Origin of the sequence: Pelorhabdus rhamnosifermentans (assembly GCF_018835585.1) — a bacterium.
Lineage (GTDB): Bacteria > Bacillota > Negativicutes > UMGS1260 > UMGS1260 > Pelorhabdus > Pelorhabdus rhamnosifermentans.
Genome location: NZ_JAHGVE010000018.1, coordinates 18,284 through 40,391, shown reverse-complemented (window position 1 = coordinate 40,391; position 22,108 = coordinate 18,284). Strand labels below are relative to the sequence as shown.

The window sequence follows — 22,108 nt, the reverse complement described above, 5'->3', positions numbered from 1 at the left end:
GCCAATGAAAGTTTCGCTTTTTTCGCATCGCTCATTCCTATCTTTTTTAGTGTGCTAAAATCACTCTTTTCATTATATCTTTTCATGATAAAAAAGGCTACCTGTTCGGCAGCCTGAGCCCAAATGTTTGTTTACTTTAAAAATAAGTCCCATAGCTGTTTTCCGACTAAGATGATTGTTACAGAAACAAAGAGAGGCTTTACGTAAGCCGCACCTTTGCGGATGGCTACACGCGTCCCAGCTATCGCCCCTAAAATCATGCCAAATCCCAGGATCAAGCTATACTCAATATGGACATAACCGAGCCATAGAAAAGTAATCATGGCCGCAATATTACTGGCAAAGTTCAACGCCTTGGCATTCCCTGATGAGGACACAAAATCAAATCCCAGTAGTAGAAACGCAAAAATCAAAAACGAACCTGTACCAGGACCAAAGAAGCCATCATAAAAACCAATGATAAGAGCCACGAGGCCGCTGATCATGCCTGTCTTTTTACTAAGACCGCCATAAGTGGAAATATCACCCCAGTCCTTTTTAAAGACTGTATAGAAAGCAACAACAACAAGTAAAATGACCACTAGTGGCTTCATAAACTCCGAAGGAATATAGCGTACCAAATAGGCACCACTCATGGAGCCGATAAACGACAGGGGAACAAGCCATTTGACTAATGAAAGATTTATTTTCCCTGAACGGATAAAGGTAATCATACTCGTTACTGAGCCCAGCGAAGCAGAAAGCTTATTCGTACCCAGTACATGCGTAATTGGAAGTCCCGTCATAAGTAAGGCTGGCAAGGTAACTAGGCCCCCGCCACCAACAACGGAATCAATAAAGGAAGCCACAAAGCCTGTTATAAATAAAAAGATTACCATACCCATTGAAATGAATTCCATAGTGCCAGTCCCTTCTGCGATTCATTTGTCACAATTATCATTATAACAAATAAACCAAGAAAAACCAGCCTGCTATTTTCTCCGACCATAAAGTTCAGCAAGCAATTCTGTCGGTGTGATGTTGTGATAACTTAAAAGTACAAGACAGTGATACCACAAATCAGACATTTCATACAGAATTTCTTCTTTACTATTATTTTTTGAGGCGATAATCGTCTCGGCACTTTCTTCGCCCACTTTTTTCAGAATCTTATCCTGTCCCTTGTCAAAAAGATAACATGTATACGATCCTTCCTGACGATTGTGCTTCCGGTCCTGAATCACTTCATACAAGTCATTCAAAATCGTCGCAACTTGCCCATACACTTCCGTGGATTCCACAATCGCAGCGTCCTGTACCACTTCTTCATCTAAGCGACGACTAAAGCAGGAAAAGGTTCCCTCATGACAAGCTGCACCTGTTTGCTTAACAGTAACAAGCAAGGTGTCACCGTCACAATCATAATGAATGGACTCAACCTGCTGGACATGACCGGAAGATTCACCTTTTTGCCACAAACATTTGCGACTACGGCTGTAAAACCAGGTGAACCCTGATTGCAGCGTTTTTGTCAAAGATTCTTGATTCATATAAGCAAGCATGAGCACCGTTTTCGTTTCAGCATCTTGAATAATTGCCGGAACAAGTCCCTGCCCATCAAATTTTACTTTATTGAGTAAATCCCCAGTGATTTTTCCCATCATAACCGAACCTCCACGTGTCGACTTTTTAAATAAGATTTTACCTCTTGCACTGAAAATTGTCCGTAATGAAAAACAGAAGCAGCGAGTACGGCATCGGCTTTGCCTAGGGTCACTACATCATAAAAATGTTCCAGCTTCCCTGCGCCGCCTGATGCGATCACAGGGACAGAAACACTTTCAGCAACAGCCCGCGTCAAAGGAATATCATAGCCATCTTTCGTACCATCTTTATCCATACTTGTAAGAAGTATCTCACCCGCACCCAAATTCACGGCTTTTTTTACCCATTCCACGACATCCAGCCCCGTTGACGTCCGTCCGCCATGAATAGTTACTTCCCATTTGTCGGGTGCTGTCTGACGCGCATCTACCGCTAAAACAATACATTGAGAGCCAAATCGCTTGGCCCCTTCAACGATCAGTTCAGGATGACTGACAGCCGCCGTATTCAAAGAAACCTTATCGGCACCCGCTTTAAGCATCTTACGAATGTCCTGATTCGTACGAATTCCTCCACCAATAGTAAAAGGAATGAACACTTCAGCCGCCGTCTTTTTGGCAACTTCCACAATCGTTTCTCTGTGATCAGATGATGCCGTAATATCAAGAAAGATCAGTTCATCAGCGCCTTCTTTGTCATATACTTTGGCAAGCTCTACAGGGTCTCCGGCATCACGCAGTCCCACAAAATTCGTTCCCTTTACAACCCTGCCGTCTTTTACATCGAGACAAGGGATAATTCGCTTCGTATACATGGCATCATCGCCCCTTTTTTACAAGTTCAAGTGCCTGCTTAAGATCCAGTGTTCCCGTATAAATGGATTTCCCCATAATGACCCCTTCCACCTTCGCTTCACCACAAGCCAATAGTGCTTCAATATCCGTCAAATCTCTCACGCCGCCTGATGCAATCACAGAAAGGCCCGACACTTTGGCTAGGCGTGCCGTAGCCTCGACATTAACACCTGAAAGCATGCCGTCGCGAGAAATATCCGTATAAACAATCCGTTTTACGCCGCACTCCGCCATGTCTAAAGCTAAATCACGAACAGCAACAGGGCTACTTTTTCCCCAGCCTTCTACAGCCACAATGCCATCTTTAGCGTCAATCCCGACAACAATTTTTTCACCGAACTTTGCCACAGCCTCTTTGACTAAAGCCGGATTCTTCACCGCAATCGAACCAAGTATCACGCGGCTTACGCCCATTTCTAGCAACATATCAATGGTCTCCAAATCGCGAATACCGCCGCCAAGCTGTACCGGAAGCTCCACTTGCTGCAAAATATCTTCTATGGCAGCTAAATTGACAGGTTTTCCTGAACGCGCCCCATCCAAATCGACAACATGCAGATACTGGGCTCCTTCATTTTGCCAGCGACGAGCCATATCAGCCGGACGCTCGGAAAAAACAGTCTCGCGGGCGAAGTCCCCCTTCACTAACCGTACGCATTTACCACCGCGAATATCAATGGCAGGAAATAAAATCATTAGGCCATCTCCTTAAAGTTTTCCAGTATTTTAAGACCCGCTTGGCCGGATTTTTCCGGATGGAACTGCACAGCTTGAATATTGCCTTGGCCTACAGAAGCCGTAATGGGACTGCCATAATCTGTCACAGCTGTAATCAGTGTATCATCCGTTGGAACGGCATGATAACTATGCACAAAATAAACATAAGGAGCAGATAAATCCTTAAACAAAGAGCTAGACTTTCTGAAAGCAAGATCATTCCACCCCATGTGAGGCACTTTTAACCCAGGGGCTACAATTTTACGGTTCATACCAGAAAAAATCCCCAGACCTGCAACGCCGGGTGTTTCTTCGCTTCCTTCAAACATCAGCTGAAGTCCCAGGCAAATACCCAAAAAAGGTTTGCCAGACTGAACGACTTCCTGAATAACAGCTTCTAGCCCGAAACTTCTTATATTCTCCATGCAATCACCAAAAGCACCGACACCAGGCAAAACAACTTGATCGGCTTTACGAATCACATCGCCATCACGTGTCACAGTCACCGCGGCCCCGAGCTTGACAAAAGCCTTTTCTACACTATATAAATTGCCCATACCATAATCCATGATTGCAATCATCGTGATCCCTCCTCACTCTAACATGCCTTTTGTAGACAACACGCCTTGAATACGCGCGTCTTGCCTTGTTGCTTCATCTATGGCGCGTCCAAAAGCTTTAAACACGGCTTCAACGATATGATGACTATTCGTTCCTGCCAGTAAACGAATATGCAAGGTCAGACCGGCATGAGCGGCTACGGCACGAAAAAATTCCTCTGTCAGTTCAGTAGCAAAAGACCCAATTTGCTCCGCTTGTACAGGAAGGTCATAAGCCAGATAAGGACGCCCGGAGATATCCAGCGATACAAGTACCAAAGCCTCATCCATGGGCACATAAGCTGTACCATAACGCCGAATACCCTGCTTATCACCCAAGCAGTCTTTTAGCAGCTGCCCCAGAACAATTCCCACATCTTCTACAGTATGATGGCCATCTACCTCTAAATCGCCCTTGGCTTTGAGCGAAAGATCACAGAGTCCATGCTTTGTGAATAAAGTCAGCATATGATCAAAAAAACCAATACCTGTAGCAATCGTTGCCTGCCCCTGCCCATCGAGAATTAACGTTGCGGCAATATCTGTTTCAGCTGTTTTTCGTGTCACTGCAGCCTCTCGCATCTTTATTTCACCTCACACTTTAAAAATTTTTCAATTTGCTTAAAGAGTGTATCATTTTCTTCTTGCGTTCCGACGGTAATGCGCAAACAGCCCTCAAGTCCCGGGGCCCCGGCAAAACTACGAATAGCCGTTCCCTGATTTGCCAGACTTTCGGCAAGCTGTGCGGCCTGTTTCAAGCGAATCATAATAAAATTCGTCTGTGATGGATAAACAGTCATACCTGCCAGAGTCGCAAGCCTCACACTCAAACGTTCCCGCTCACGCATAGTGGCTTGAATAGAATCCTCAAACAACTCCTGATTCTGGCACACCACTTCGGCTGCCGCAAGTGACAAGGCGTTGACATGATAAGGAAGTAGTACTTTATTGATAAGCTCAATAAGCTTTGGTGATGCCACCATATAACCAACACGCGTTGCAGCTAGTCCATAGGCCTTGGAAAAAGTCCGCGCCACAATGAGCTGCGGATATTTTGTCAGCAATTCCACTGTCGACGGACCGTAAAATTCCACATAGGCTTCATCAACAATAACCGGACACGTAAGAGAAGACAGAACTTTTTCAATGGATTCCCTGCCAAGAATATTACCTGTTGGATTATTGGGATTACAGAGAATCGCCAACGAAGCCGCCTGAGCCGCTGCAATAAAATCATCGACAGGCAGCGAAAAATCTTTATTTAAAGGCACTGCACAAACGATACTATCCGTAATCTGCGTATAAATACCATACATCGAAAAAGAAGGGCTAGGAAAAACAATTTTTCTTCCTGCTCCGCCAAAAGCCTGACAAAGAGCCAATAATACCTCACTGGAACCACAACCAAGCGCGATCTGCTCTGCAGTAACACCCAGTCTTGAAGCAATAAGTTGACGAAGTTTTTCATCTGACGCTGGATATCGCTGTAAACAAACCTTCTGTAACGCTGCTTCAATCTGCTCCGCTACAACCGGCGGCAAAGGACTGGTTTTTTCATTCGCATCCAGCTTAATATTCCAAACCTCATCTTCTACATGATAAGGCGCTAAATTGGCTAAACTATCTCGTATAATCATCGTCATAAGTTACTCCTCCCTCAAACGAATCGCATTGGCATGAGCCCCAAGGCCCTCAGCTGTTGCCAGACAAATGACATCGGAACTGACAGAGCGCAACCCCTGCTTCGTATAAGCAATAAGACTCGTTTTTTTCATGAATGAATCAACATTAAGCACCGAATAAAATCGTGCCGTACCGCCAGTCGGCAAAATATGGTTAGGTCCAGCTAAATAGTCGCCAAGAGGTTCAGGCGAATAAGGTCCAAGAAAAATTGCTCCGGCATGACGAATAAACGGCAACAGTTCAAAAGGCTGGGCAGTCAAAATTTCCAAGTGCTCCGGAGCTGCAAAATTAGCAATTTTGATAGCGTCCTTCAATTGGCCGACAAGAATGATTTTACCGTTTTTCTGTAGCGCGGCTTGTGCAATTTCTTGCCTGGAAAGCTTACTTAATTGCATAGTCACTTCCTTACAAACGTCTTCAGCTAATTTTCTCGAATCGGTGATTAAAATACTAGAAGCCAAAGGATCATGTTCAGCCTGACTAAGTAAATCGGCAGCAACATAGGCAGGCTTCGCTGTTTGATCAGCAATAATAAGTATCTCACTCGGACCTGCCAGCATATCAATATCACAGTACCCATAAACGGCTTTTTTAGCTAACGTAACAAAAATGTTGCCAGGACCGGTAATTTTATCCACCCGTGGCAGTAACTTTGTTCCAAAAGCCAAACCAGCAATCGCCTGAGCACCACCTATTTTGAAAATCCGGCTGACACCCGCTGCCTTGGCTGCTGCTAAAACATAAGGATTAACCTTGCCATCTTTTGTTGGCGGCACAGTCATAATGATTTCCTTCACACCCGCCACCGAAGCCGGCACGGCATTCATAATGACTGAGGAAGGATAAGATGCCGTCCCACCGGGTACATAGATACCCACACAGTCGAGAGGCCGAACATTTTGTCCTAATATACTGCCTTGCTCACGATAAGTAATCCATGACTTTGGCAGCTGTTCAGCATGAAAAGCGCGTACATTTTGTACAGCCTTGTCAATAGAAGCAAGAACCGCTTTATCAGCCTTATCTAAAGCCTCGTCCATCTCATCAGAAGATACTTCAAAAGTTTCTTTCGTAATGGTCACTCCATCAATGAGCTGCGTATAATGAAACAGGGCGCCATCACCATCACGCCGGACAGCCGTAACAATTTGATCCACAACCTGCAGCGCCGTTAAATCACGACCAAAATTTCGCCGAATACTTGCCTGAGCCTTTTCGCCAAGTACAACCTGATCAAAACTTGGCTTCGTCATGAGCTGTTTTAATTCTTCATCACTAAACTGCTTGACATCCGTTATTTTGAGCATTTCAATTCCTCACTTTCTGTCAAGACCTTCAAATCTTCGACTAATTGATGAATGCGATTAAATTTCATTTTAAAACTCACGCGATTAGCAATAAACCGAGCTGTAGCCGGAGCAATTTGCGCCACCTCAATCAACCTGTTTTCTTTGAGCGTACGACCTGTTTCAACAATATCCACAATAAGCTCAGCAAGACCAACCATAGGTGCCAGTTCGATAGAGCCATTGAGTTTAATAAATTCCATTTGAATCCCCATATCATGAAAAAAACGTTCCGCTACATGAGGATACTTGGTTGCCACACGCATATGAGCATAATCACTCAGCTTGGGCTTTAAAAATTGCTCAGGCACAGCCGCCATTAACCGGCACAAGCCAAATTTTAAGTCAAGCAGTTCATAAACATCGCGATTTTCTTCAAGTAGTACATCTTTACCGATAATACCAATATCCGCCGCTCCGTATTCTACATAAGTTGGCAAATCAGCTGTCTTCGTAATAATAAATCGTAATTTTTTTTCTTCATTAGCAATCACTAATTTTCGGGAATCTTCGCTAAGTCCCTTAGCACTGTAGCCAAGCGCCGCTAAGCGCCGTACAGAGTGATCAAAGAGTTTACCTTTGGGTAAGGCAATTGTTAAATAATCCATATCACTGGAAGTCATAAATCCTCCTATAATTTCTTAAGTAAAATAGCCAATCCTTTATCTCTTTAAAGCATTAGATTAATAATATGATAACATCATTTTCTAAGATCGTCAATAAAAAGCAGAGTTATTTAAATGATTTCCATAGGATTTTTACCTTGTTATGTAGAAGTATCTGAGATAGATCAAACTGAAGCCTGAAAGGGAGGTTCTCATCTTGAAAATTCTTGTCCTCAATCAGCTATCCTCACGCCATATGGATCAGCTGTTACGAGTTGATCCTGCAAGCGAAATTGTCAGTTGTACACTTAAAGAAGCTGAGCAACATATTGCTGATACAGATATTCTCGTTGCCTGGGGGTCTACTCATATTGAAAATCTCTTTGCCAAGGCCAAACAATTAAAATGGATTCATGCCTTAAGTGCCGGCGTGGAAAACTTAAATATCGCCCCGCTCATTGATCAACATATTATCTTAACGAATTCGAAAGGCATTCACGGAATTCCCGTATCCGAGCATGTCTTTGCCTTGCTTCTTTCCTTTACGCGTGGCCTGCACTTATGTGCTAAAAATCAGCAAGCCAAAGTATGGAAACGTGTTTACACAGATGAACTGTATGAAAAAACCTTAGCCATTATCGGTTTAGGAAGTATTGGCCGGGAGGTTGCCAAGAAAGCCAAAGCCTTTGGCATGAATGTCGTAGCAACCAAACGAGAAGTGACAGCAGAAATTTTTATTGACCGTCTCTATAATCCAGCTGAATTAGATGACATGCTTGCCATCTCCGATGTCGTTGTCGTCGCTTTGCCGCTCACGCCAGAAACACATAACTATATTCAACGGCAGCACTTTACTGCCATGAAAAAAACGGCCTACTTCATCAATATCGCCCGAGGGGATGTTGTAGTAGAAGCAGACCTCATTGCCGCCTTACAAGCAGAAGAAATTCAGGGAGCCGGACTGGATGTATTTATGAATGAACCTTTGCCAAAAACAAGCCCCTTATGGGAAATGCCCAATGTCATTATTACACCCCATAGTGCAGCCATGTCGCCTTATTATATGGATCGAGCCATGAAGCTATTTGCTGACAATCTATCACGCTTTATAGAAAAAACAGATATGCACAATGTGATTGATAAATACAAAGGCTATTAATTCATTTGATCAGCCTGACGTAAAATAACGAGTTCAGGTGAATCATCGGCAGCTGGAAGATCATGATGCTTGGCAACAAGTTCAATAATTTCCGGCTCCGCGCCCAATTTTTGTAAACGGCAAGCACCCATTTCACCATGATGATAATAAACAAACAAGACCTGGCGAAAATTTGCTAGGTCATATTTTATATACTTTGTTCCTTTTGTTTCGGACCAACGACGCGAAAAGTTCGGAAAAGCCGCTGAAAAAAGCACAGCCATGACCTTCATGGCTGTGCTTAAATTCTTTTCGGCACGCCCTATGTCATGAAGCAAAGCCGAACGCACCAGTAACCTCTGTTTACTGTGCATCATCGGCTTCATTAGTTGCTGTGCACAATAGGCAACATTCAAAGAATGACGCCTATCAGGCAAGGTCATTTGTTGAAATAACGCCTGTTCAGTTGTTGTTAAATAGTGACTCAGAAAGTCTTCGTCAGCTTGGTCTATTTTGGCTGTTAGGGCGCGCAAAAATTGTTTTACTCGTTTAAACATCGCTTAGTCTCCACAATAAATCAGTTCTTCATACCCTTTGTCACGAACAAATTCTGCTGCTTCTTGTCGACTTTGCGGCAAAAAAGCCAAAGCCACGCGCGCACCCTTTTTTCGAAGCTCAGTAGCCGTTTGAATCGCCTCCTGAGCTTTATTTTCCGTCCAAGCTACATAGAGACTTTTTTCAACAATAGGCAGTTCAATATGCTGCCGTTCTAAAGCCAATAATATGCGTTCCATTCCTAAGGCAAAACCTGTAGCAGGAGAATCGGCACCAAAAGAAGCCAATAATTGATCATAACGACCACCACCGCAAACAGGAAACCCAAGTCCCGGCGTATAGCCTTCAAATACAATTCCTGTATAATAATCAAAATCGCGAATCATGCCAAGATCAAATTCCACATGATCAGCCACGCCATAATTTTTCAATAGTTCAAAAACCTGGGCAAGATCATCCAAAGCCTGCCGCGAAACATCATGCTGAGCAAACTTCCGGGCCGCTACAAGCAGTTCTTCCTTACCATGCAGCAGTGGCAGTTCTAATAATACCTGTTGGGCTTCAGACGACAGGCCCGAGGCTGCCACAGCCTCTTTTAGCGCCACCAAATCCCGCGCCATCAGAAGCTGTTTGATTTGCTGGCGCTCAATGACTGATAAGTGACTTTCTTCCATGAGCCCGCTAATAAACTGCATATGTCCTAAACTAATTTGAAAATCTTTCAACCCGCAAGCGGCCATAGTTTCTACTGCCAAAGCAATGACTTCTGCATCAGCTGCCGGGCCGGGAACCCCCATAAGTTCGACACCTGCCTGATGAAATTCACACTGCCTGCCTGCCTGGTATTCCTCTTGGCGAAAAACACTGGCCAAATAAGACAAGCGAAGTGGACGGTCTACTTCATGAAGACGAGTTGACGCCACACGCGCAATCGGTGTCGTCATCTCAGGACGCAATACGAGGAGCCGATTGGTCTGGTCAAAAAATTTAAACATATTTTGTGCATAACCCGTGCTTTCAGATGCCACTGCGACCGTTTCCAAATATTCAAAAGTCGGGGTAATGACTTCATCGTAATCCCAGGCAGCGAAAAGATTAGCCAAACGATTTTCAATCACTCTTTTTCGTTTCGCTTCCTGTGGCAAGAAATCACGTGTTCCATAAGCTATTTGCGGCAAAAATTGGTTGTTTTTCATTCAGGCTTCTCCTCTTTCTTTGTTGTTTCCAACCTCGGCAAAATCATCTTGTAACCATCAGCCCCATAATAAAGGCAGCGTTTTACGCGGCTGATTGTGGCTGTACTCGCCCCCGTCTCAGTCACAATATCATCATAAATGGTACCATTTTTAAGCATTCTGGCCACTTCCAAGCGCTGCGCCATGGCCTTTAGTTCACTAATGGTACAAATATCTTCAAAAAACTGATAGCATTCTTCTAAATTTTCAATAGCCAACACAGCCCGAAATAATTGATCGGTGTGAGGGTCTTGTAATTTTGGATTGATTGACATAGAATCCCTCCGTTCTTTCGCTTTTTTAAATCATTTCGCTATAAAGGAATCAACTTCCTTCTTATTGCTTTCATTCTTTCCCACTTTAATTAATAAAATTAATAATTTAACAAAACTACTTGAATAAAATTTTTCTTGACAGGATTTTTACTCTTTGCTATCATATTTCTTAACAACTTCACATCCTTTCATCAAGAGTTGGCTGAGGGACTGGCCCAATGAAGCTACGGCAACCATCGTGTAAACGAACGGTGCCAATTCCGACAGGAGAAAAATCCTGGCAGATGAAGAACAAGGTTTCAACTTGACCTCTTCCTCTGTATGTGGAAGAGGTTTTCTATTTTTATTAAGGAGGAAAGATACTTTGATTACTTTACAGCAAATCTCAAAAACTTATCAAGGCTCATCTGGCCCTGTCCCGGCCTTAACCGATATTAATCTTCATGTGGCCAAAGGAGATATTTTTGGTATTATCGGCAAAAGTGGTGCAGGCAAAAGTACGCTCATTCGCTGCATTAATATGCTTGAACGGCCCACAACAGGAACCGTTACCGTTGACGGTCAAGCACTGTCGAACTTAAAAGAAAAAGATCTCAGAGAAGCACGTAAAAAAATCAGTATGATTTTCCAGCACTTTAATTTGCTATCGTCGCGAACAGTTTTTGACAATGTGGCCTTCCCCTTAGAACTGGCTGGCAAAAGCAAAGCCGAAATTCAAGCGGAAATCCAACCTCTTCTGGAACTCGTGGAACTATCTGACAAACAGAATCACTATCCTGCTCAGCTCAGTGGTGGACAAAAACAGCGCGTGGGTATCGCCCGGGCCTTAGCCAGTCATCCCAAAGTATTGTTGTGTGATGAGGCCACATCCGCCCTTGATCCTCAGACAACCCATTCCATTTTGAATTTACTCAAGGACATTAATAAAAAATTTCAGTTAACCATTGTACTCATAACGCATGAAATGCAAGTCATTAAAGAAATTTGCAACAAAGTCGCTGTAATTGAAGATGGACGGATTGTTGAAGAAGGACCTGTACTCGATATTTTCACAACCCCCCAATCAGCAACAACACAAGACTTCATTAATACGCTGGCTAAAAATAATATCGAAGAACTCCTTGGTAATCGCGTCATCACCAAAGACGCCACAGCAAGCAACAATTTGCTGATTAAATTAACCTTTTTCGGTACCTCAGCAGATGAACCCGTCATTGCAAGTCTCATTCGTCAGTTTAATGTTGAAGCGAACATCCTCTATGGTAACATTGATCATATTAATGGTACCCCCTATGGTACACTTGTTCTAGAGCTATCAGGCGAGCAGCCCAAAATTCAAGCAGCATTTACCTTCTTACAAGCCAAAGATTTAAGAATTGAGGTGATTGGTTATGTCGCAAGAAATTGTTAATTTACTTACAACCGCCTTAGGTCAAACGATCTATATGGTAACGATTTCTGCACTTATTGCTACGTTCATCGGTATCCCCCTTGGTGTCACACTTGTAACAACAAGTAAAGGACATATTCTTGAAAAGCCGGCCTTAAATAAATTTTTAGCCATCATTGTCAATGCCACACGTTCCGTGCCATTTATCATTTTAATGGTGGCCATTATTCCTCTCACACGAATCATTGCCGGTACCTCGATTGGCACAAGTGCTGCTATGGTTCCGCTAAGCATTGCCGCCATTCCTTTTGTCGGTCGTATTATCGAATCCGCCTTAAAAGAAGTGGATCACGGACTCATTGAAGCCGCTCAGTCACTCGGTGCCTCACCGCTTCAAATTATTTGGAAAGTATTAATTCCTGAAGCCATGTCGGGTATTGCGCTGGGACTGACCATTACAGTCATTAATCTCATTGGTTATTCTGCCATGGCAGGTGCCATCGGCGGCGGCGGTCTGGGCGACCTTGCCATTCGCTACGGCTATCAGCGGTTTCGCGGCGATATTATGCTCATGACAGTGATTATTCTCATTATTATGGTTCAAGTTGTACAGGGCCTAGGCGATTATGTTGCGCATCGCTTAAATAAACGCTAATTTATTGGAGGAATTCACATGAAAAAGCTGATTCAATTCTTAACTACCAGCCTGCTTGTGGTCTTCTCTTTGACCTTGCTCGCAGGCTGCGGCAGTCAAAGCACTGCCCCGGAAAATAAAGTCATTAAAGTCGGCGTCACTGCTGGTCCCCATGCCGAAATTATGGATGAAGTGAAAAAGTTGGCTGAAAAGCAGGGACTCAAAATCGAAGTCGTTGAATTTAACGATTATATTCAACCCAATGTCGCCCTCAATCAAGGGGATATTGATCTCAACAGTTTTCAACATGAACCCTACCTAAAAAATATTGTCAAAGACCGTGGTTTTGATATTGTATCCATTGGCAAAGGCGTTATTTTCCCCATGGGAATTTACTCGAAGAAAGTAAAAGACTTAAATCAAGTGGCTGATGGCGGAACCATCGCCATTCCAAACGACCCAACAAACGGGGGGCGCGCACTTTTACTGTTACAGCAAAAAGGACTGTTGAAATTAAAAGAAGGTGCGGGTCTCACAGCCTCTGCCGACGATATTGCTGAAAATCCAAAACATTTGAACATAAAAGAACTGGATGCCGCTCAAATTCCTCGTTCACTTGATGACATTGATGCCGCTGCCATTAACACCAATTACGCCCTTACAGCTGGTTTAAACCCTGTAAAAGATTCGATTGCTTTAGAAAGCGGTGAATCACCTTATGCCAATATCATTGCTGCCCGTGGCCAAGATAAAGACAATCCGGCTTATTTAAAACTTGTTGAAATTTATCACTCTGATCAAATAAAAGCCTTTATTCAAGAACACTTCAAAGGCTCCGTCATTGCCGGCTGGTAATATAAAGATAGGACCCGTTCATAACGAACGGGTCCTGTTTCTTATTCTCGCCAAGCCACACCGTGAAAAAAAATATCCGCTATTTGTATGGCCGATTTTTCAAAACTTTCCGGTGTCGTACCGGCAAATTTTTGAAAGACCATCATCATAATGACACTAAAAAGTCCGTAAGCAGCCTGATTGGCATTACACGGACGAATCACTTGCTGTTCTATGCCTTCACGGATGACTTCTTCTAACAACGCAATGGTAGCATGAAAAGCACTGCGATACTTATCACGTTGTTTTTCCGTTAAACCACTACTACCGGAAAAGCCACGCATTTCATGCATCAACACGCGCCATAAGTCAGCATTTGTAACATAAAACTGCAAATACATGCGAATAAGCAATTGAATTTTTTGCATTGGCGGCTGTAAACTTTCCACAACATCCTGAATAGCCAATTCAAAGGGATCGCTTCGTTCTTTCACAAGGATGTAAAAGAGCTCTTCTTTATTATGAAAATAATTGTACACCGTACCTTTGCCTGTCGCAGCCAAGTCAATAATCTCATCAATCGTAGCCCGATGATAACCTTTTTGGGAAAATATAACATACGCTGCATCCAAAATTTGCTCACGCTTCGTACGCATGTCTTCTGCCGCTTCCCGTTCATGTCGATAAACCATGTGCGCCTCCGTAACTATACTCTCTATTCATTATAAAAACTTGCTTAAGCTCTGTCAATGTAACAGTTTGTTTTCCAGCGTACCCGTCATTATGAGTCCCTTACTATCTTTCCCTACCTCCGGACCGATTCCCACATTGACGACTGCATAATAAGGCTTATGCCATCAGCAAATCCTTGATTATAAAATATCTCACTGACGGTAGCTTCATGATGCGTAAAATAGTCCTGCCATTTATTTAGTTTTTTTAAATCCTCTTTCGACAATGTTGCGGCTAACTCTTTCAATAATTGTTCACTTCCCCGCTCGGCCCAATAGCAATCACCCGATACCTGTCCTAAGTCCCTCAGATTACCCTCATTATGCATAGCCCGCAATTCCCTTGTCACCGTTTCAAAAATGCGCATCCCATCACTCATAATACTATTATCCTCCTCCAAATTCAGGCTGCCATACCGCCCGTCTAAGGAGGAAATTAAAAGGCGCACGCGAGGTCTCTTTCTGACCTACACATGCGCTTTGCTCTATCGTTTGCATAGTTCTTGCATGCAGCCGCTAAGCTCTGTCAGCACGCCCCACACTTATGATACCGAACATACCATCGCTTGTATCAAACAAGGCCACACGGTATAATAGTAAGTATCGTCGTGGACAGTTCGCTGTTACGTGTAGGTGCTCAGCCACCTGCTCGTGCCTGAAAGTGGTTCCAACACTTTCAGGACACGGCGACTTTTTAATTTCCGCCTATTTTTATTATAGTCCTTTGTCCAAAGATTGCAAGCAAATAGACCGACGAAGTCAGTATTTTTTTCTGAATTTTCAATACGAGTCACCCCACAACATTTGCTCGGGATGATTTTTTTTATGTCCGCGAACCTTTGATTAAATTATATGTTATTACTATTTACTAACTATCGCTTATTAGAATAGTTTACTACATTACTAAAAATAGCCCCGCATCATTAAAGCTTGGCTGGATAACCAATTTTCCACTTTTATTCATATATCCCCATTTTCCATCAACCTTTACTGCAACTAGACCATTAGAAAAATCCGATAATTTTGAGACGCCGTGCCATGACTTAATCACAACTTTTCCATCAATATTGATTACACACCACATATCATTATACTTAACTACTGCTAAGTCTTCATTAAAGTTATGAACTTCATCAAACTGCGGTAAAATTGTAACCTTTCCCTCTTTTGAAAGAAATCCCCACTTTCTATCCTGGTTCACTGCAGCCAAACCATCCGAAAATGGATAAACCTCATCAAACTGATAATTCGATAAAAGCTTTCCACTTTTATTTACAACCCCCCACTTGCCATTAACCTTTACCTTAGCTATACCATCTTGGAATTGTGACATTTCTTCATATTGAGGCGTAATGACAAATGTGCCCTTTTTATCAACACAGCCCCATTTATCGTCAATCTTTACAATTGCCAAACCATCATTATATGTATTCACACAATCATATTTTGTCGGCACAATAACTTTTCCACTCCGATCAATATAACCGCGTTTTTCATTGCTCTTTATGTCTCTAGTATCTATTTCATAATAATTGACGCTAGCCCCAACGGCAAATGCCAATACGTCAAAAAATCCCACACTTTTTTTTGTTACCCGAACTTCAGCCAGACCATCCTGAAAGGGTAGAACAGTATCAAACGGTGCCGTGAATAAAACATTACCCGTTTTATCAATATACTTCCATTTCCCATCAATATTTACTGCTGACAAACCTTCATTAAATCCGTGTGCGACACCTTTAAATTGTGCACCTATTATTAAACCGCCATTTTTATCAATATAACCCCACTTGTCATTAATTTTCACAGCAGCTAAACCTTCACTATACCCCATCGCTTCTTGGTATTGGCATGGTATTACTATTTTCCCGCTTCGATCAATAAAGCCCCATTTATCATCAGTTTTCACCGGCGCTAGTTCTTCTGAAAAAAATTGTTCTTCGGTAAACTGTGCCGGAATTATCGGCTTCCCATTATTATCATAAAAGCCCCATTTTTTATTATCTTTTACGAGAGCTACACCGTCTTTAAATCCTTTTACCTCGCTAAACTGTATCGGTATAATAACGTTGCCACTTTTATCATAGAATCCCCATTTGTCATTATCATTCTTTACCGCGGTATAACCTTCTTTATACTCACTTACTTCTTTAAATTGAACAGGCACAATATTTTTACCGTATTTATTATAATAGCCCCATTTACCTCGGTTTTTGACTGCTACCAGTCCATCTTGAAAAGTTTTCACTTCATCAAAGATAGGAGGTATTATAAACGTTCCAGTCTCATCAATAAATCCCCACTTGCCATCAATTTTGACCGGCGCTAAAATTACATCTATTTCCTTTTGAGGTATCGGACTTGCTTTCTGAACCAAGGTTGTTTCTGAATTATTCAAATCAGAGTTAATGTTTATTACCTCTTGTTGTGCTATCAACGCTTCGGCCGATACATTTGCTAAACACGCCAGTGATATGATACTCATACTCATCACTACTACTAGAAGTTTTATATTACTTTTAAGTTCCAAATTTGTAACCCCTTCTTTAATTGATTGCATTGCTTTGCTAAAGACAGTTAAGTCATCGAATTACCAAATTTTCATCTCCTCGAAACCTACTTTCTTGTATTGAGATCTTATCTGTGAAAACCATCAATACGCCAAAGTAAATATAATGAAATTTATAATTATTTAATTTATTTTTAATAATTTAATACCTACTAGAGATGTTTGACATACTCCTTCCTAAAATAGCTAAAAATACCATAATAGTATCAATATTCCTTCTAAAGTCCTATCTTCTCCTAGCTATGGTCCTATCTTTCGATCTGCCAAAATCCCCTCAAAAAAAGATAAGCTCCATCAACCGGATTTCCGGCAAATGAAACTTATGCTCTATATTGGTATCTAATAACTAAATCATTTATCCGCACAATGCAGCTGGCGTAACCACCCGTCCCCGAGGGTCCGGTTTAACAATCCCAGTTGCATTAAATAAGGCTCATATACATCCTACCCCACTAGAACATGTCACTCCTGCTTTATCAAACCAGCAATATAGCCATCCATAAAGTCAGTAAAAGCCTGAGAATTTTCTAACTGTTGCTGCGCTTCCTCTTTGCTTACGATATAAAAATCATCGTAGTCCGTTTTATTACGGACCCGAAAAGCATTAGTAACCATCTTATAGTAACTAACCTCAATTTTTTTACTAGCAATATAATATTGGTTAAAATAGCCAAGGATGCTCGAATGCTTTTTAGAGTCAAAGCTATCAATAGCCAATAACGCCCTTGTGGCATGGAACATAGCATAATAAGACCGATTAATCGAATTTGCCAACCGGCTCTCTTCAAAAGCGTCCTGTGCATCAGCCAGGCACTCCTTTGCCTTTCCCATAAAAAAAGACAAAGGGACGGTGGTATTGTCCTACTTGATTTTTTCAATACTTCCTTTACTAACTCCTGTTACTCTGGAAATTTGCCGTATTGATAACCCCCTTTCCTTCAGCTTTTTAATATATTGATTTCTTTTGGTTATATCCATTCCGACAATTTCACTACTATTTACTCCACATACTTCTTTTATCATTCGTACCGCTTCGGCATCTGTTATTCTAAAGTTATCTTCACTGATATCTAAAATATTATCTTGACTTACCTGTTTATGCAAATCTACAAATTGTCCTTTCGTTATCATTCCTAACACAATTTCAACATCGACGAGGCTACTTTTTCCTATATATTCTCTGTAGCTACTCCATTGATACTCAGATGGTGTTTTACTCAGTCCGGCTTGGACTGGATTATTATGAATGTAGCTTAATACCGTTAATAAATAGCTATCATCATTGATTGGCTCGCTTTTAAATCTATCCTGAAATAAATGCCCTACTCTCTTATATTTCTGATTGAAATAGTATACATACCTAGCACCTATTCTCTTAAAAATTTGCTCTAAACTTTCTTTACCCTCTTTCATTAATAGATGAATATGATTGCCTAAAAAACAATACGCATATATTTCATATCCACATATTTCTTTACATTGCTGCAACACTTCTTTAAGTTTTTGCTTATCGTATTCATCTTCTAAAATTAGCTGCCTATTTATACCTCTCAGCATTATATGATATATGCCGCTATCACTTTTTAATCGGGCTGCTCTTACCACTATTTAACACCTCAGATTAATCATATCATTTTATTTATTTTATCTCAAGACAAAACCACCGTCCCCTTGTCTTACAAGATAATGTGCTGGAGGCTGCGCTTCCGTCTACGGATTTAGATGAATTGGATACAATAGTGGTTCCTGCCCAAGAAGAAGGGTTTAAAGAAACTTTTATCGGAGAAAAATGCTGGTATTCAATTAGAATTTCGGCATCGATGATAAGTAAGATTAAATACATAGCAGCCTATCAAGTTGCTCCGATATCTGCAATAACACATGTAGCAGAAGTCGAGCGAATTGAAAAATACAAGGATACTGCTAAATATATATTGTATTTCAAAGGTGACGCTAAGCAAATCAAAAAAGTATCGCTGTCAGGACAATCAAAAACGAAAGCCCCACAGTCACCGAGGTATACTTCCTATGCGAAACTCCTAGAAGCAAATACTCTCGAGGATTTATGGGCATGATTTTAAACAACTATATAGTTGTTATTTCAATTCCGGGAACCTACTGCATTTATTTTGTAGTAGGTGTTTTTTTGTTACTTTTTTGCCGAATCATTTCCTTTCTGGCTTGTCCGACTTGCCAACAAGATAATCTATTGACACGTCAAAATAGTCAGCTAAAGCATTGGCAACTTCCAAACTCGGCAAGCGAAAACCGGTTTCCCAATGACCGATTAATGCCTTTGATACGCCTAATTTATTGCCTAAAGCAGCGTGACTTAAGTTTTTGGCAGTACGTAATGCCTTCAGCCGTTCTGAAAATTTTTCTCTTGATATCATAAAAACACCTCTTGACGACTACTTTGAGTAGTCGTATACTATAAACAAGGTGACTACTAAAAGTAGCCAAAAGAAGGTGGTAATGAGAAACCATTGTGTACTATGGGAGAGTTCAATAAAACAGGTATGTTTTTGTTTAACCTGCAAAAGGAGATGACCTAGAGACACAGCAGTATCCTGCAGAAATGATACTGTCGATAACAGATACCGATTGGTTTGTTTAAGCTGCTATCAAGGGGAAAGTCTGCTCTTGAAAGTGTCAAATTGACTCTTTAGATTGAAATTGACACAAAATTTATTGAAATACCCAACAATACAGCAGGTGATGTATTTTCTTCAACGCTGTTTATTTGTCGCACCTGTAATGCATTGGCGTGCAATCAGGCAGCAGTGGGCGATTCCAAAATCAAGTAATTTTATTATACTGTATCTACTGTAAAAGGTAAATCGACCCGGTAGAAAATATGACCAAAAAGGAATGCGAACGTATTCTTGGAAAGAAAATGGCCAAATTTAAGTTGGCTTAATTACAGGAGGGATAACAAGTATGAAAATTATGGATTGTACTTTACGAGATGGGGCAAATGTGGTTGGAAAAGGTTTTCCCGGTGAATTAACCACCTTAATAATCAAAGGATTAATCGCCAGTCATGTTAAAACGATTGAGTTTGGCCATGCAACAGGGCTTGGAGCTACAGAAAACGGCGCAGGAGAAGCGCCTTTATCCGATGAGGAATATCTTGATTTAGTCGCACCATATGCAAAAAAGGCAGAGCTTGGGATGTTCTTACTGGCTAAGAATGCAACTCCTAAAAGTATAAAGATGGCAGCAGATAAAAAGCTTTGTTTTTTACGTGTCGGCGCCAACGCCGGTGATGCTGACCAGGCAGAAGCGGCAATAAAAATGGTTAGGGATGCCGGATTGTCTGCCAAGTATAGCATAATGAAAGCTTATGTTTTATCTCCGGCAGAATTGGCGGAAGAAGCTGCCAAATTGGAAATCTTTGGTGTGCAAGCCATAACGATCATGGATTCTGCCGGCTATATGTTGCCACAGCAAGCTTTTGCGTATACCAAACAGGCTGTAGAAGCTGTAAAAGTTCCTGTGGGATTTCATGGGCATAACAATTTGGGATTGGCAGTTGCCAACGCCATTGCTGCGGAAGAAGCCGGTGCAGAGTTCATTGATTGCGGCTTGATGGGAATGGCGCGCAGTGCGGGAAATATTTCGACTGAAGCCGTTATAGCTGCGTTTCAAAGGCTGGGAAAAGCTAAAGAGTATGCGCTGTATGACTTACTGTCATTTATAGAAAATGAGCTGAGACCCAAAATGATTGAATATGGATATCATGACCCTATTCCTCCTTTAGATTTGGTGCTTGGTTATTCAGGCTGCCATTCGAGCTTTGTTCCATTATTTAAAGATGTGTCTACGGCCAAAGGAGTTAATCTATATAAATTAATTGTGGCAACATCCATTAAAAATAGGAAATGCCCAACCAAAGAGCTTATGGAAAGCACAGCAGATAGGTTACTTACAAGTAAATAGTACTTGTCTTGACCATGTGTATGCACTACTGATTGAGGAGGGGGATCATGATGGGGGAAAAGAAAACAGGGCATAGATGGTGGGTATTAGCCTTGATCTTTCTAATTTATATGGTTGCCGGTGCGGATCGTTCTAATATTGGAATGGTCGTACCCTTTATTAAAAAAACTTTTAGTTTATCCAATACAGATATCGGAGCAATGGCGAGCTTTTTCTATCTTACCTATGCCTGCGTTCAAATACCGGCAGGTCATTTGTTTAGTAAAAAGGGTGTCCGCAAGTTTCTGCCCATTTCAGTTATTTTGACTTCAATGGCTACATTCATTATGGGGGTAGCGAATTCAGGGGTACATTTAAAAATGGCCAGAGCTTTATTAGGTTTTGCGGAAGGGCCTTTAAATATTGGGTGTATCACAAGTATCAATAGATGGTTTCCAACCCAAGAAAAAGGTATAGCTACTGGTGTGTTTATGTCTTCTATTAAATTTGCTCCGGCTTTTGTTCCGCCGCTTTGTGCATGGATTATTCTAACGTTTGGCTGGCGAGAAGTTTTTTATGCTTTTGCTGTGCCTGGATTTTTATTAGCAGTATTATGGTGGATATTTGTAAACGACAAACCGGAAGACAGCAAATTTTGTAATCAAGCAGAAGTTGATTATATTAATAACTCTACCATAGAGATTCATAAAAAAAATCAATCAGATGATCAGGTTGATACTGAAAATTCTCGTGGATTGGTTGATCAATTGATTCGAACTAAAATGATAAAGCCCTTAGCAACAAACAGTGAAATATTACGCTCATGGAATGTCTGGGCATGTGCTCTTGGTTACTTTTTCTTAGTAGGTATTACTTATACTATCATGACATGGATACCCAGCTATCTCATTAATGTTAAGCACTTTTCTATTGTAAAAGTCGGGCTTGTTGCTGCAGCACCTTGGGTCGGTGCCGTGCTGGGAAATATTATTGGCGGAATTATATCCGATAAAGTATTCGCCAGCAAGCGTAAACCCAATATGATGATAACAGCCGCTAGTACTGTAGTATTAATGTATTCTCTTTTATACGCTCCCAATGATCCGACTATTTTAGGATTTTTACTTCTAACTGCAGGTATTTTCTTAAATCTAGGATATTCAACATTTTTAGCATATCCAATGGGAATTACAACGAAAGAGAAATGTCCGTTTGCCGCAGCTATTATCAATACTTCCGGTTCTCTCGGCGGTGCCTTTGCCCCTTTTGCGGTTGGTGTAATTCTCGATGTTTTTAGTTGGAATATGGTATTTGTATTCTTGTCTGGAACTTCATTACTTACACTCATGCTATTATTAACAATGATTGAGCCAATCCCGGATCGCAGCCCAAAAAGCTAATAAGGCGGTATTATAAGACATTATAAAATGAGGAAGTC

At 41.5% G+C, this 22,108-nt stretch carries 25 protein-coding genes and 1 riboswitch; of the genes, 7 read left to right on the top strand and 18 right to left on the bottom strand.

Annotated features, from left to right (window positions below):
• Positions 1-131 precede the first annotated feature (131 nt).
• The 9 genes from Ga0466249_RS18270 to hisG all read right to left on the bottom strand — a co-directional run bounded on the left by Ga0466249_RS18270 (position 132) and on the right by hisG (position 7,406).
• Positions 132-899: a TSUP family transporter gene (locus Ga0466249_RS18270; RefSeq protein ID WP_215830919.1), complete on the bottom strand. Its 768-nt coding sequence runs from the start codon at positions 897-899 to the stop codon at positions 132-134.
• Between the two features lie 72 nt (positions 900-971).
• Complete coding sequence (gene hisIE, locus Ga0466249_RS18265) at positions 972-1,643, bottom strand: bifunctional phosphoribosyl-AMP cyclohydrolase/phosphoribosyl-ATP diphosphatase HisIE (RefSeq protein ID WP_376769309.1); 672 nt, start codon at positions 1,641-1,643, stop codon at positions 972-974.
• A complete protein-coding gene (gene hisF / locus Ga0466249_RS18260) occupies positions 1,640-2,398 on the bottom strand; it encodes an imidazole glycerol phosphate synthase subunit HisF (protein ID WP_215830918.1) in 759 nt (252 codons plus the stop codon). The genes hisIE and hisF overlap by 4 nt, the downstream gene beginning before the upstream one ends.
• 4 nt (positions 2,399-2,402) lie before the next feature.
• Positions 2,403-3,134, bottom strand: coding sequence for a 1-(5-phosphoribosyl)-5-[(5-phosphoribosylamino)methylideneamino]imidazole-4-carboxamide isomerase (gene hisA / locus Ga0466249_RS18255; protein ID WP_215830917.1), 732 nt, complete (start codon positions 3,132-3,134; stop codon positions 2,403-2,405).
• Entirely contained in the window at positions 3,134-3,736 is a 603-nt protein-coding gene (gene hisH / locus Ga0466249_RS18250) for an imidazole glycerol phosphate synthase subunit HisH (RefSeq protein WP_215830916.1), read from the bottom strand. Before hisH ends, hisA begins: the two co-directional genes overlap by 1 nt.
• 12 nt (positions 3,737-3,748) lie before the next feature.
• Entirely contained in the window at positions 3,749-4,336 is a 588-nt protein-coding gene (gene hisB, locus Ga0466249_RS18245) for an imidazoleglycerol-phosphate dehydratase HisB (protein WP_215830915.1), read from the bottom strand.
• 2 nt (positions 4,337-4,338) lie between these two features.
• Positions 4,339-5,397 carry a histidinol-phosphate transaminase gene (hisC, locus tag Ga0466249_RS18240; protein WP_246588856.1) on the bottom strand — a complete coding sequence of 353 codons (1,059 nt, stop codon included), beginning with the start codon at positions 5,395-5,397 and terminating at the stop codon, positions 4,339-4,341.
• A gap of 3 nt (positions 5,398-5,400) precedes the next feature.
• Positions 5,401-6,744 (bottom strand): histidinol dehydrogenase, encoded by a 1,344-nt coding sequence (gene hisD / locus Ga0466249_RS18235; protein ID WP_215830914.1) that lies wholly within the window; start codon positions 6,742-6,744, stop codon positions 5,401-5,403.
• On the bottom strand, positions 6,732-7,406 hold the full coding sequence (gene hisG, locus Ga0466249_RS18230) for an ATP phosphoribosyltransferase (RefSeq protein WP_215830913.1): 675 nt from the start codon (positions 7,404-7,406) through the stop codon (positions 6,732-6,734). Before hisG ends, hisD begins: the two co-directional genes overlap by 13 nt.
• A 199-nt stretch (positions 7,407-7,605) precedes the next feature.
• On the opposite strand from hisG, the gene Ga0466249_RS18225 reads away from it, so the two are divergent.
• Positions 7,606-8,547, top strand: coding sequence for a D-2-hydroxyacid dehydrogenase (locus tag Ga0466249_RS18225; RefSeq protein WP_246588855.1), 942 nt, complete (start codon positions 7,606-7,608; stop codon positions 8,545-8,547).
• On the opposite strand, the gene Ga0466249_RS18220 is transcribed toward Ga0466249_RS18225, so the two are convergent.
• From Ga0466249_RS18220 to Ga0466249_RS18210, 3 genes are read right to left on the bottom strand one after another with little or no spacing between them, the layout of a single operon-like run.
• A complete protein-coding gene (locus Ga0466249_RS18220) occupies positions 8,544-9,083 on the bottom strand; it encodes an HDIG domain-containing metalloprotein (protein WP_215830912.1) in 540 nt (179 codons plus the stop codon). The two genes, Ga0466249_RS18225 and Ga0466249_RS18220, sit on opposite strands and share 4 nt — an antisense overlap.
• A gap of 3 nt (positions 9,084-9,086) precedes the next feature.
• Positions 9,087-10,277 carry an ATP phosphoribosyltransferase regulatory subunit gene (gene hisZ / locus Ga0466249_RS18215; RefSeq protein ID WP_215830911.1) on the bottom strand — a complete coding sequence of 397 codons (1,191 nt, stop codon included), beginning with the start codon at positions 10,275-10,277 and terminating at the stop codon, positions 9,087-9,089.
• Positions 10,274-10,591: a YerC/YecD family TrpR-related protein gene (locus tag Ga0466249_RS18210; protein ID WP_215830910.1), complete on the bottom strand. Its 318-nt coding sequence runs from the start codon at positions 10,589-10,591 to the stop codon at positions 10,274-10,276. The genes hisZ and Ga0466249_RS18210 overlap by 4 nt, the downstream gene beginning before the upstream one ends.
• A 185-nt stretch (positions 10,592-10,776) precedes the next feature.
• Positions 10,777-10,882: riboswitch (SAM riboswitch) on the top strand.
• Positions 10,883-10,955: 73 nt separating this feature from the next.
• On the opposite strand from Ga0466249_RS18210, the gene Ga0466249_RS18205 reads away from it, so the two are divergent.
• From Ga0466249_RS18205 to Ga0466249_RS18195, 3 genes are read left to right on the top strand one after another with little or no spacing between them, the layout of a single operon-like run.
• Positions 10,956-12,002 (top strand): methionine ABC transporter ATP-binding protein, encoded by a 1,047-nt coding sequence (locus Ga0466249_RS18205; RefSeq protein ID WP_215830909.1) that lies wholly within the window; start codon positions 10,956-10,958, stop codon positions 12,000-12,002.
• On the top strand, positions 11,983-12,636 hold the full coding sequence (locus tag Ga0466249_RS18200; RefSeq protein ID WP_215830908.1) for a methionine ABC transporter permease: 654 nt from the start codon (positions 11,983-11,985) through the stop codon (positions 12,634-12,636). Before Ga0466249_RS18205 ends, Ga0466249_RS18200 begins: the two co-directional genes overlap by 20 nt.
• 18 nt (positions 12,637-12,654) lie before the next feature.
• The gene (locus Ga0466249_RS18195; RefSeq protein ID WP_215830907.1) at positions 12,655-13,470 is read left to right on the top strand and encodes a MetQ/NlpA family ABC transporter substrate-binding protein; all 816 of its coding nucleotides are present in this window, start codon (positions 12,655-12,657) and stop codon (positions 13,468-13,470) included.
• Positions 13,471-13,511: 41 nt separating this feature from the next.
• On the opposite strand, the gene Ga0466249_RS18190 is transcribed toward Ga0466249_RS18195, so the two are convergent.
• The 5 genes from Ga0466249_RS18190 to Ga0466249_RS18170 form a co-directional block, all read right to left on the bottom strand.
• Positions 13,512-14,141 carry a TetR/AcrR family transcriptional regulator gene (locus Ga0466249_RS18190; protein ID WP_215830906.1) on the bottom strand — a complete coding sequence of 210 codons (630 nt, stop codon included), beginning with the start codon at positions 14,139-14,141 and terminating at the stop codon, positions 13,512-13,514.
• 113 nt (positions 14,142-14,254) lie between these two features.
• A complete protein-coding gene (locus Ga0466249_RS18185) occupies positions 14,255-14,560 on the bottom strand; it encodes a hypothetical protein (RefSeq protein WP_215830905.1) in 306 nt (101 codons plus the stop codon).
• Positions 14,561-15,075: 515 nt separating this feature from the next.
• Entirely contained in the window at positions 15,076-16,710 is a 1,635-nt protein-coding gene (locus Ga0466249_RS18180; protein ID WP_215830904.1) for a WG repeat-containing protein, read from the bottom strand.
• Between the two features lie 501 nt (positions 16,711-17,211).
• Positions 17,212-17,580 carry a HEPN domain-containing protein gene (locus tag Ga0466249_RS18175; protein ID WP_215830903.1) on the bottom strand — a complete coding sequence of 123 codons (369 nt, stop codon included), beginning with the start codon at positions 17,578-17,580 and terminating at the stop codon, positions 17,212-17,214.
• 30 nt (positions 17,581-17,610) lie between these two features.
• On the bottom strand, positions 17,611-18,354 hold the full coding sequence (locus Ga0466249_RS18170) for a transposase (RefSeq protein WP_312889795.1): 744 nt from the start codon (positions 18,352-18,354) through the stop codon (positions 17,611-17,613).
• Between the two features lie 122 nt (positions 18,355-18,476).
• On the opposite strand from Ga0466249_RS18170, the gene Ga0466249_RS18165 reads away from it, so the two are divergent.
• On the top strand, positions 18,477-18,824 hold the full coding sequence (locus tag Ga0466249_RS18165) for a DUF8743 domain-containing protein (protein WP_215830902.1): 348 nt from the start codon (positions 18,477-18,479) through the stop codon (positions 18,822-18,824).
• Positions 18,825-18,914: 90 nt separating this feature from the next.
• On the opposite strand, the gene Ga0466249_RS18160 is transcribed toward Ga0466249_RS18165, so the two are convergent.
• Positions 18,915-19,142: a helix-turn-helix domain-containing protein gene (locus tag Ga0466249_RS18160; protein WP_215830901.1), complete on the bottom strand. Its 228-nt coding sequence runs from the start codon at positions 19,140-19,142 to the stop codon at positions 18,915-18,917.
• Positions 19,143-19,689: 547 nt separating this feature from the next.
• On the opposite strand from Ga0466249_RS18160, the gene Ga0466249_RS18155 reads away from it, so the two are divergent.
• Entirely contained in the window at positions 19,690-20,691 is a 1,002-nt protein-coding gene (locus Ga0466249_RS18155) for a hydroxymethylglutaryl-CoA lyase-like TIM-barrel protein (RefSeq protein WP_215830900.1), read from the top strand.
• Positions 20,692-20,738: 47 nt separating this feature from the next.
• Positions 20,739-22,070, top strand: coding sequence for an MFS transporter (locus Ga0466249_RS18150; RefSeq protein ID WP_215830899.1), 1,332 nt, complete (start codon positions 20,739-20,741; stop codon positions 22,068-22,070).
• Positions 22,071-22,108 lie beyond the last annotated feature (38 nt).

Coding starts and splice junctions, on each gene's coding strand:
- Ga0466249_RS18270 (WP_215830919.1), bottom strand. CDS start 899: ATGGAATTCATTTCAATGGGTATGGTAATCTTTTTATTTATAACAGGC.
- hisIE (WP_376769309.1), bottom strand. CDS start 1,643: ATGATGGGAAAAATCACTGGGGATTTACTCAATAAAGTAAAATTTGAT.
- hisF (WP_215830918.1), bottom strand. CDS start 2,398: ATGTATACGAAGCGAATTATCCCTTGTCTCGATGTAAAAGACGGCAGG.
- hisA (WP_215830917.1), bottom strand. CDS start 3,134: ATGATTTTATTTCCTGCCATTGATATTCGCGGTGGTAAATGCGTACGG.
- hisH (WP_215830916.1), bottom strand. CDS start 3,736: ATGATTGCAATCATGGATTATGGTATGGGCAATTTATATAGTGTAGAA.
- hisB (WP_215830915.1), bottom strand. CDS start 4,336: ATGCGAGAGGCTGCAGTGACACGAAAAACAGCTGAAACAGATATTGCC.
- hisC (WP_246588856.1), bottom strand. CDS start 5,397: ATGACGATGATTATACGAGATAGTTTAGCCAATTTAGCGCCTTATCAT.
- hisD (WP_215830914.1), bottom strand. CDS start 6,744: ATGCTCAAAATAACGGATGTCAAGCAGTTTAGTGATGAAGAATTAAAA.
- hisG (WP_215830913.1), bottom strand. CDS start 7,406: ATGACTTCCAGTGATATGGATTATTTAACAATTGCCTTACCCAAAGGT.
- Ga0466249_RS18220 (WP_215830912.1), bottom strand. CDS start 9,083: ATGTTTAAACGAGTAAAACAATTTTTGCGCGCCCTAACAGCCAAAATA.
- hisZ (WP_215830911.1), bottom strand. CDS start 10,277: ATGAAAAACAACCAATTTTTGCCGCAAATAGCTTATGGAACACGTGAT.
- Ga0466249_RS18210 (WP_215830910.1), bottom strand. CDS start 10,591: ATGTCAATCAATCCAAAATTACAAGACCCTCACACCGATCAATTATTT.
- Ga0466249_RS18200 (WP_215830908.1), top strand. CDS start 11,983: ATGTCGCAAGAAATTGTTAATTTACTTACAACCGCCTTAGGTCAAACG.
- Ga0466249_RS18195 (WP_215830907.1), top strand. CDS start 12,655: ATGAAAAAGCTGATTCAATTCTTAACTACCAGCCTGCTTGTGGTCTTC.
- Ga0466249_RS18190 (WP_215830906.1), bottom strand. CDS start 14,141: ATGGTTTATCGACATGAACGGGAAGCGGCAGAAGACATGCGTACGAAG.
- Ga0466249_RS18185 (WP_215830905.1), bottom strand. CDS start 14,560: ATGAGTGATGGGATGCGCATTTTTGAAACGGTGACAAGGGAATTGCGG.
- Ga0466249_RS18175 (WP_215830903.1), bottom strand. CDS start 17,580: ATGGGAAAGGCAAAGGAGTGCCTGGCTGATGCACAGGACGCTTTTGAA.
- Ga0466249_RS18160 (WP_215830901.1), bottom strand. CDS start 19,142: ATGATATCAAGAGAAAAATTTTCAGAACGGCTGAAGGCATTACGTACT.
- Ga0466249_RS18155 (WP_215830900.1), top strand. CDS start 19,690: ATGAAAATTATGGATTGTACTTTACGAGATGGGGCAAATGTGGTTGGA.
- Ga0466249_RS18150 (WP_215830899.1), top strand. CDS start 20,739: ATGATGGGGGAAAAGAAAACAGGGCATAGATGGTGGGTATTAGCCTTG.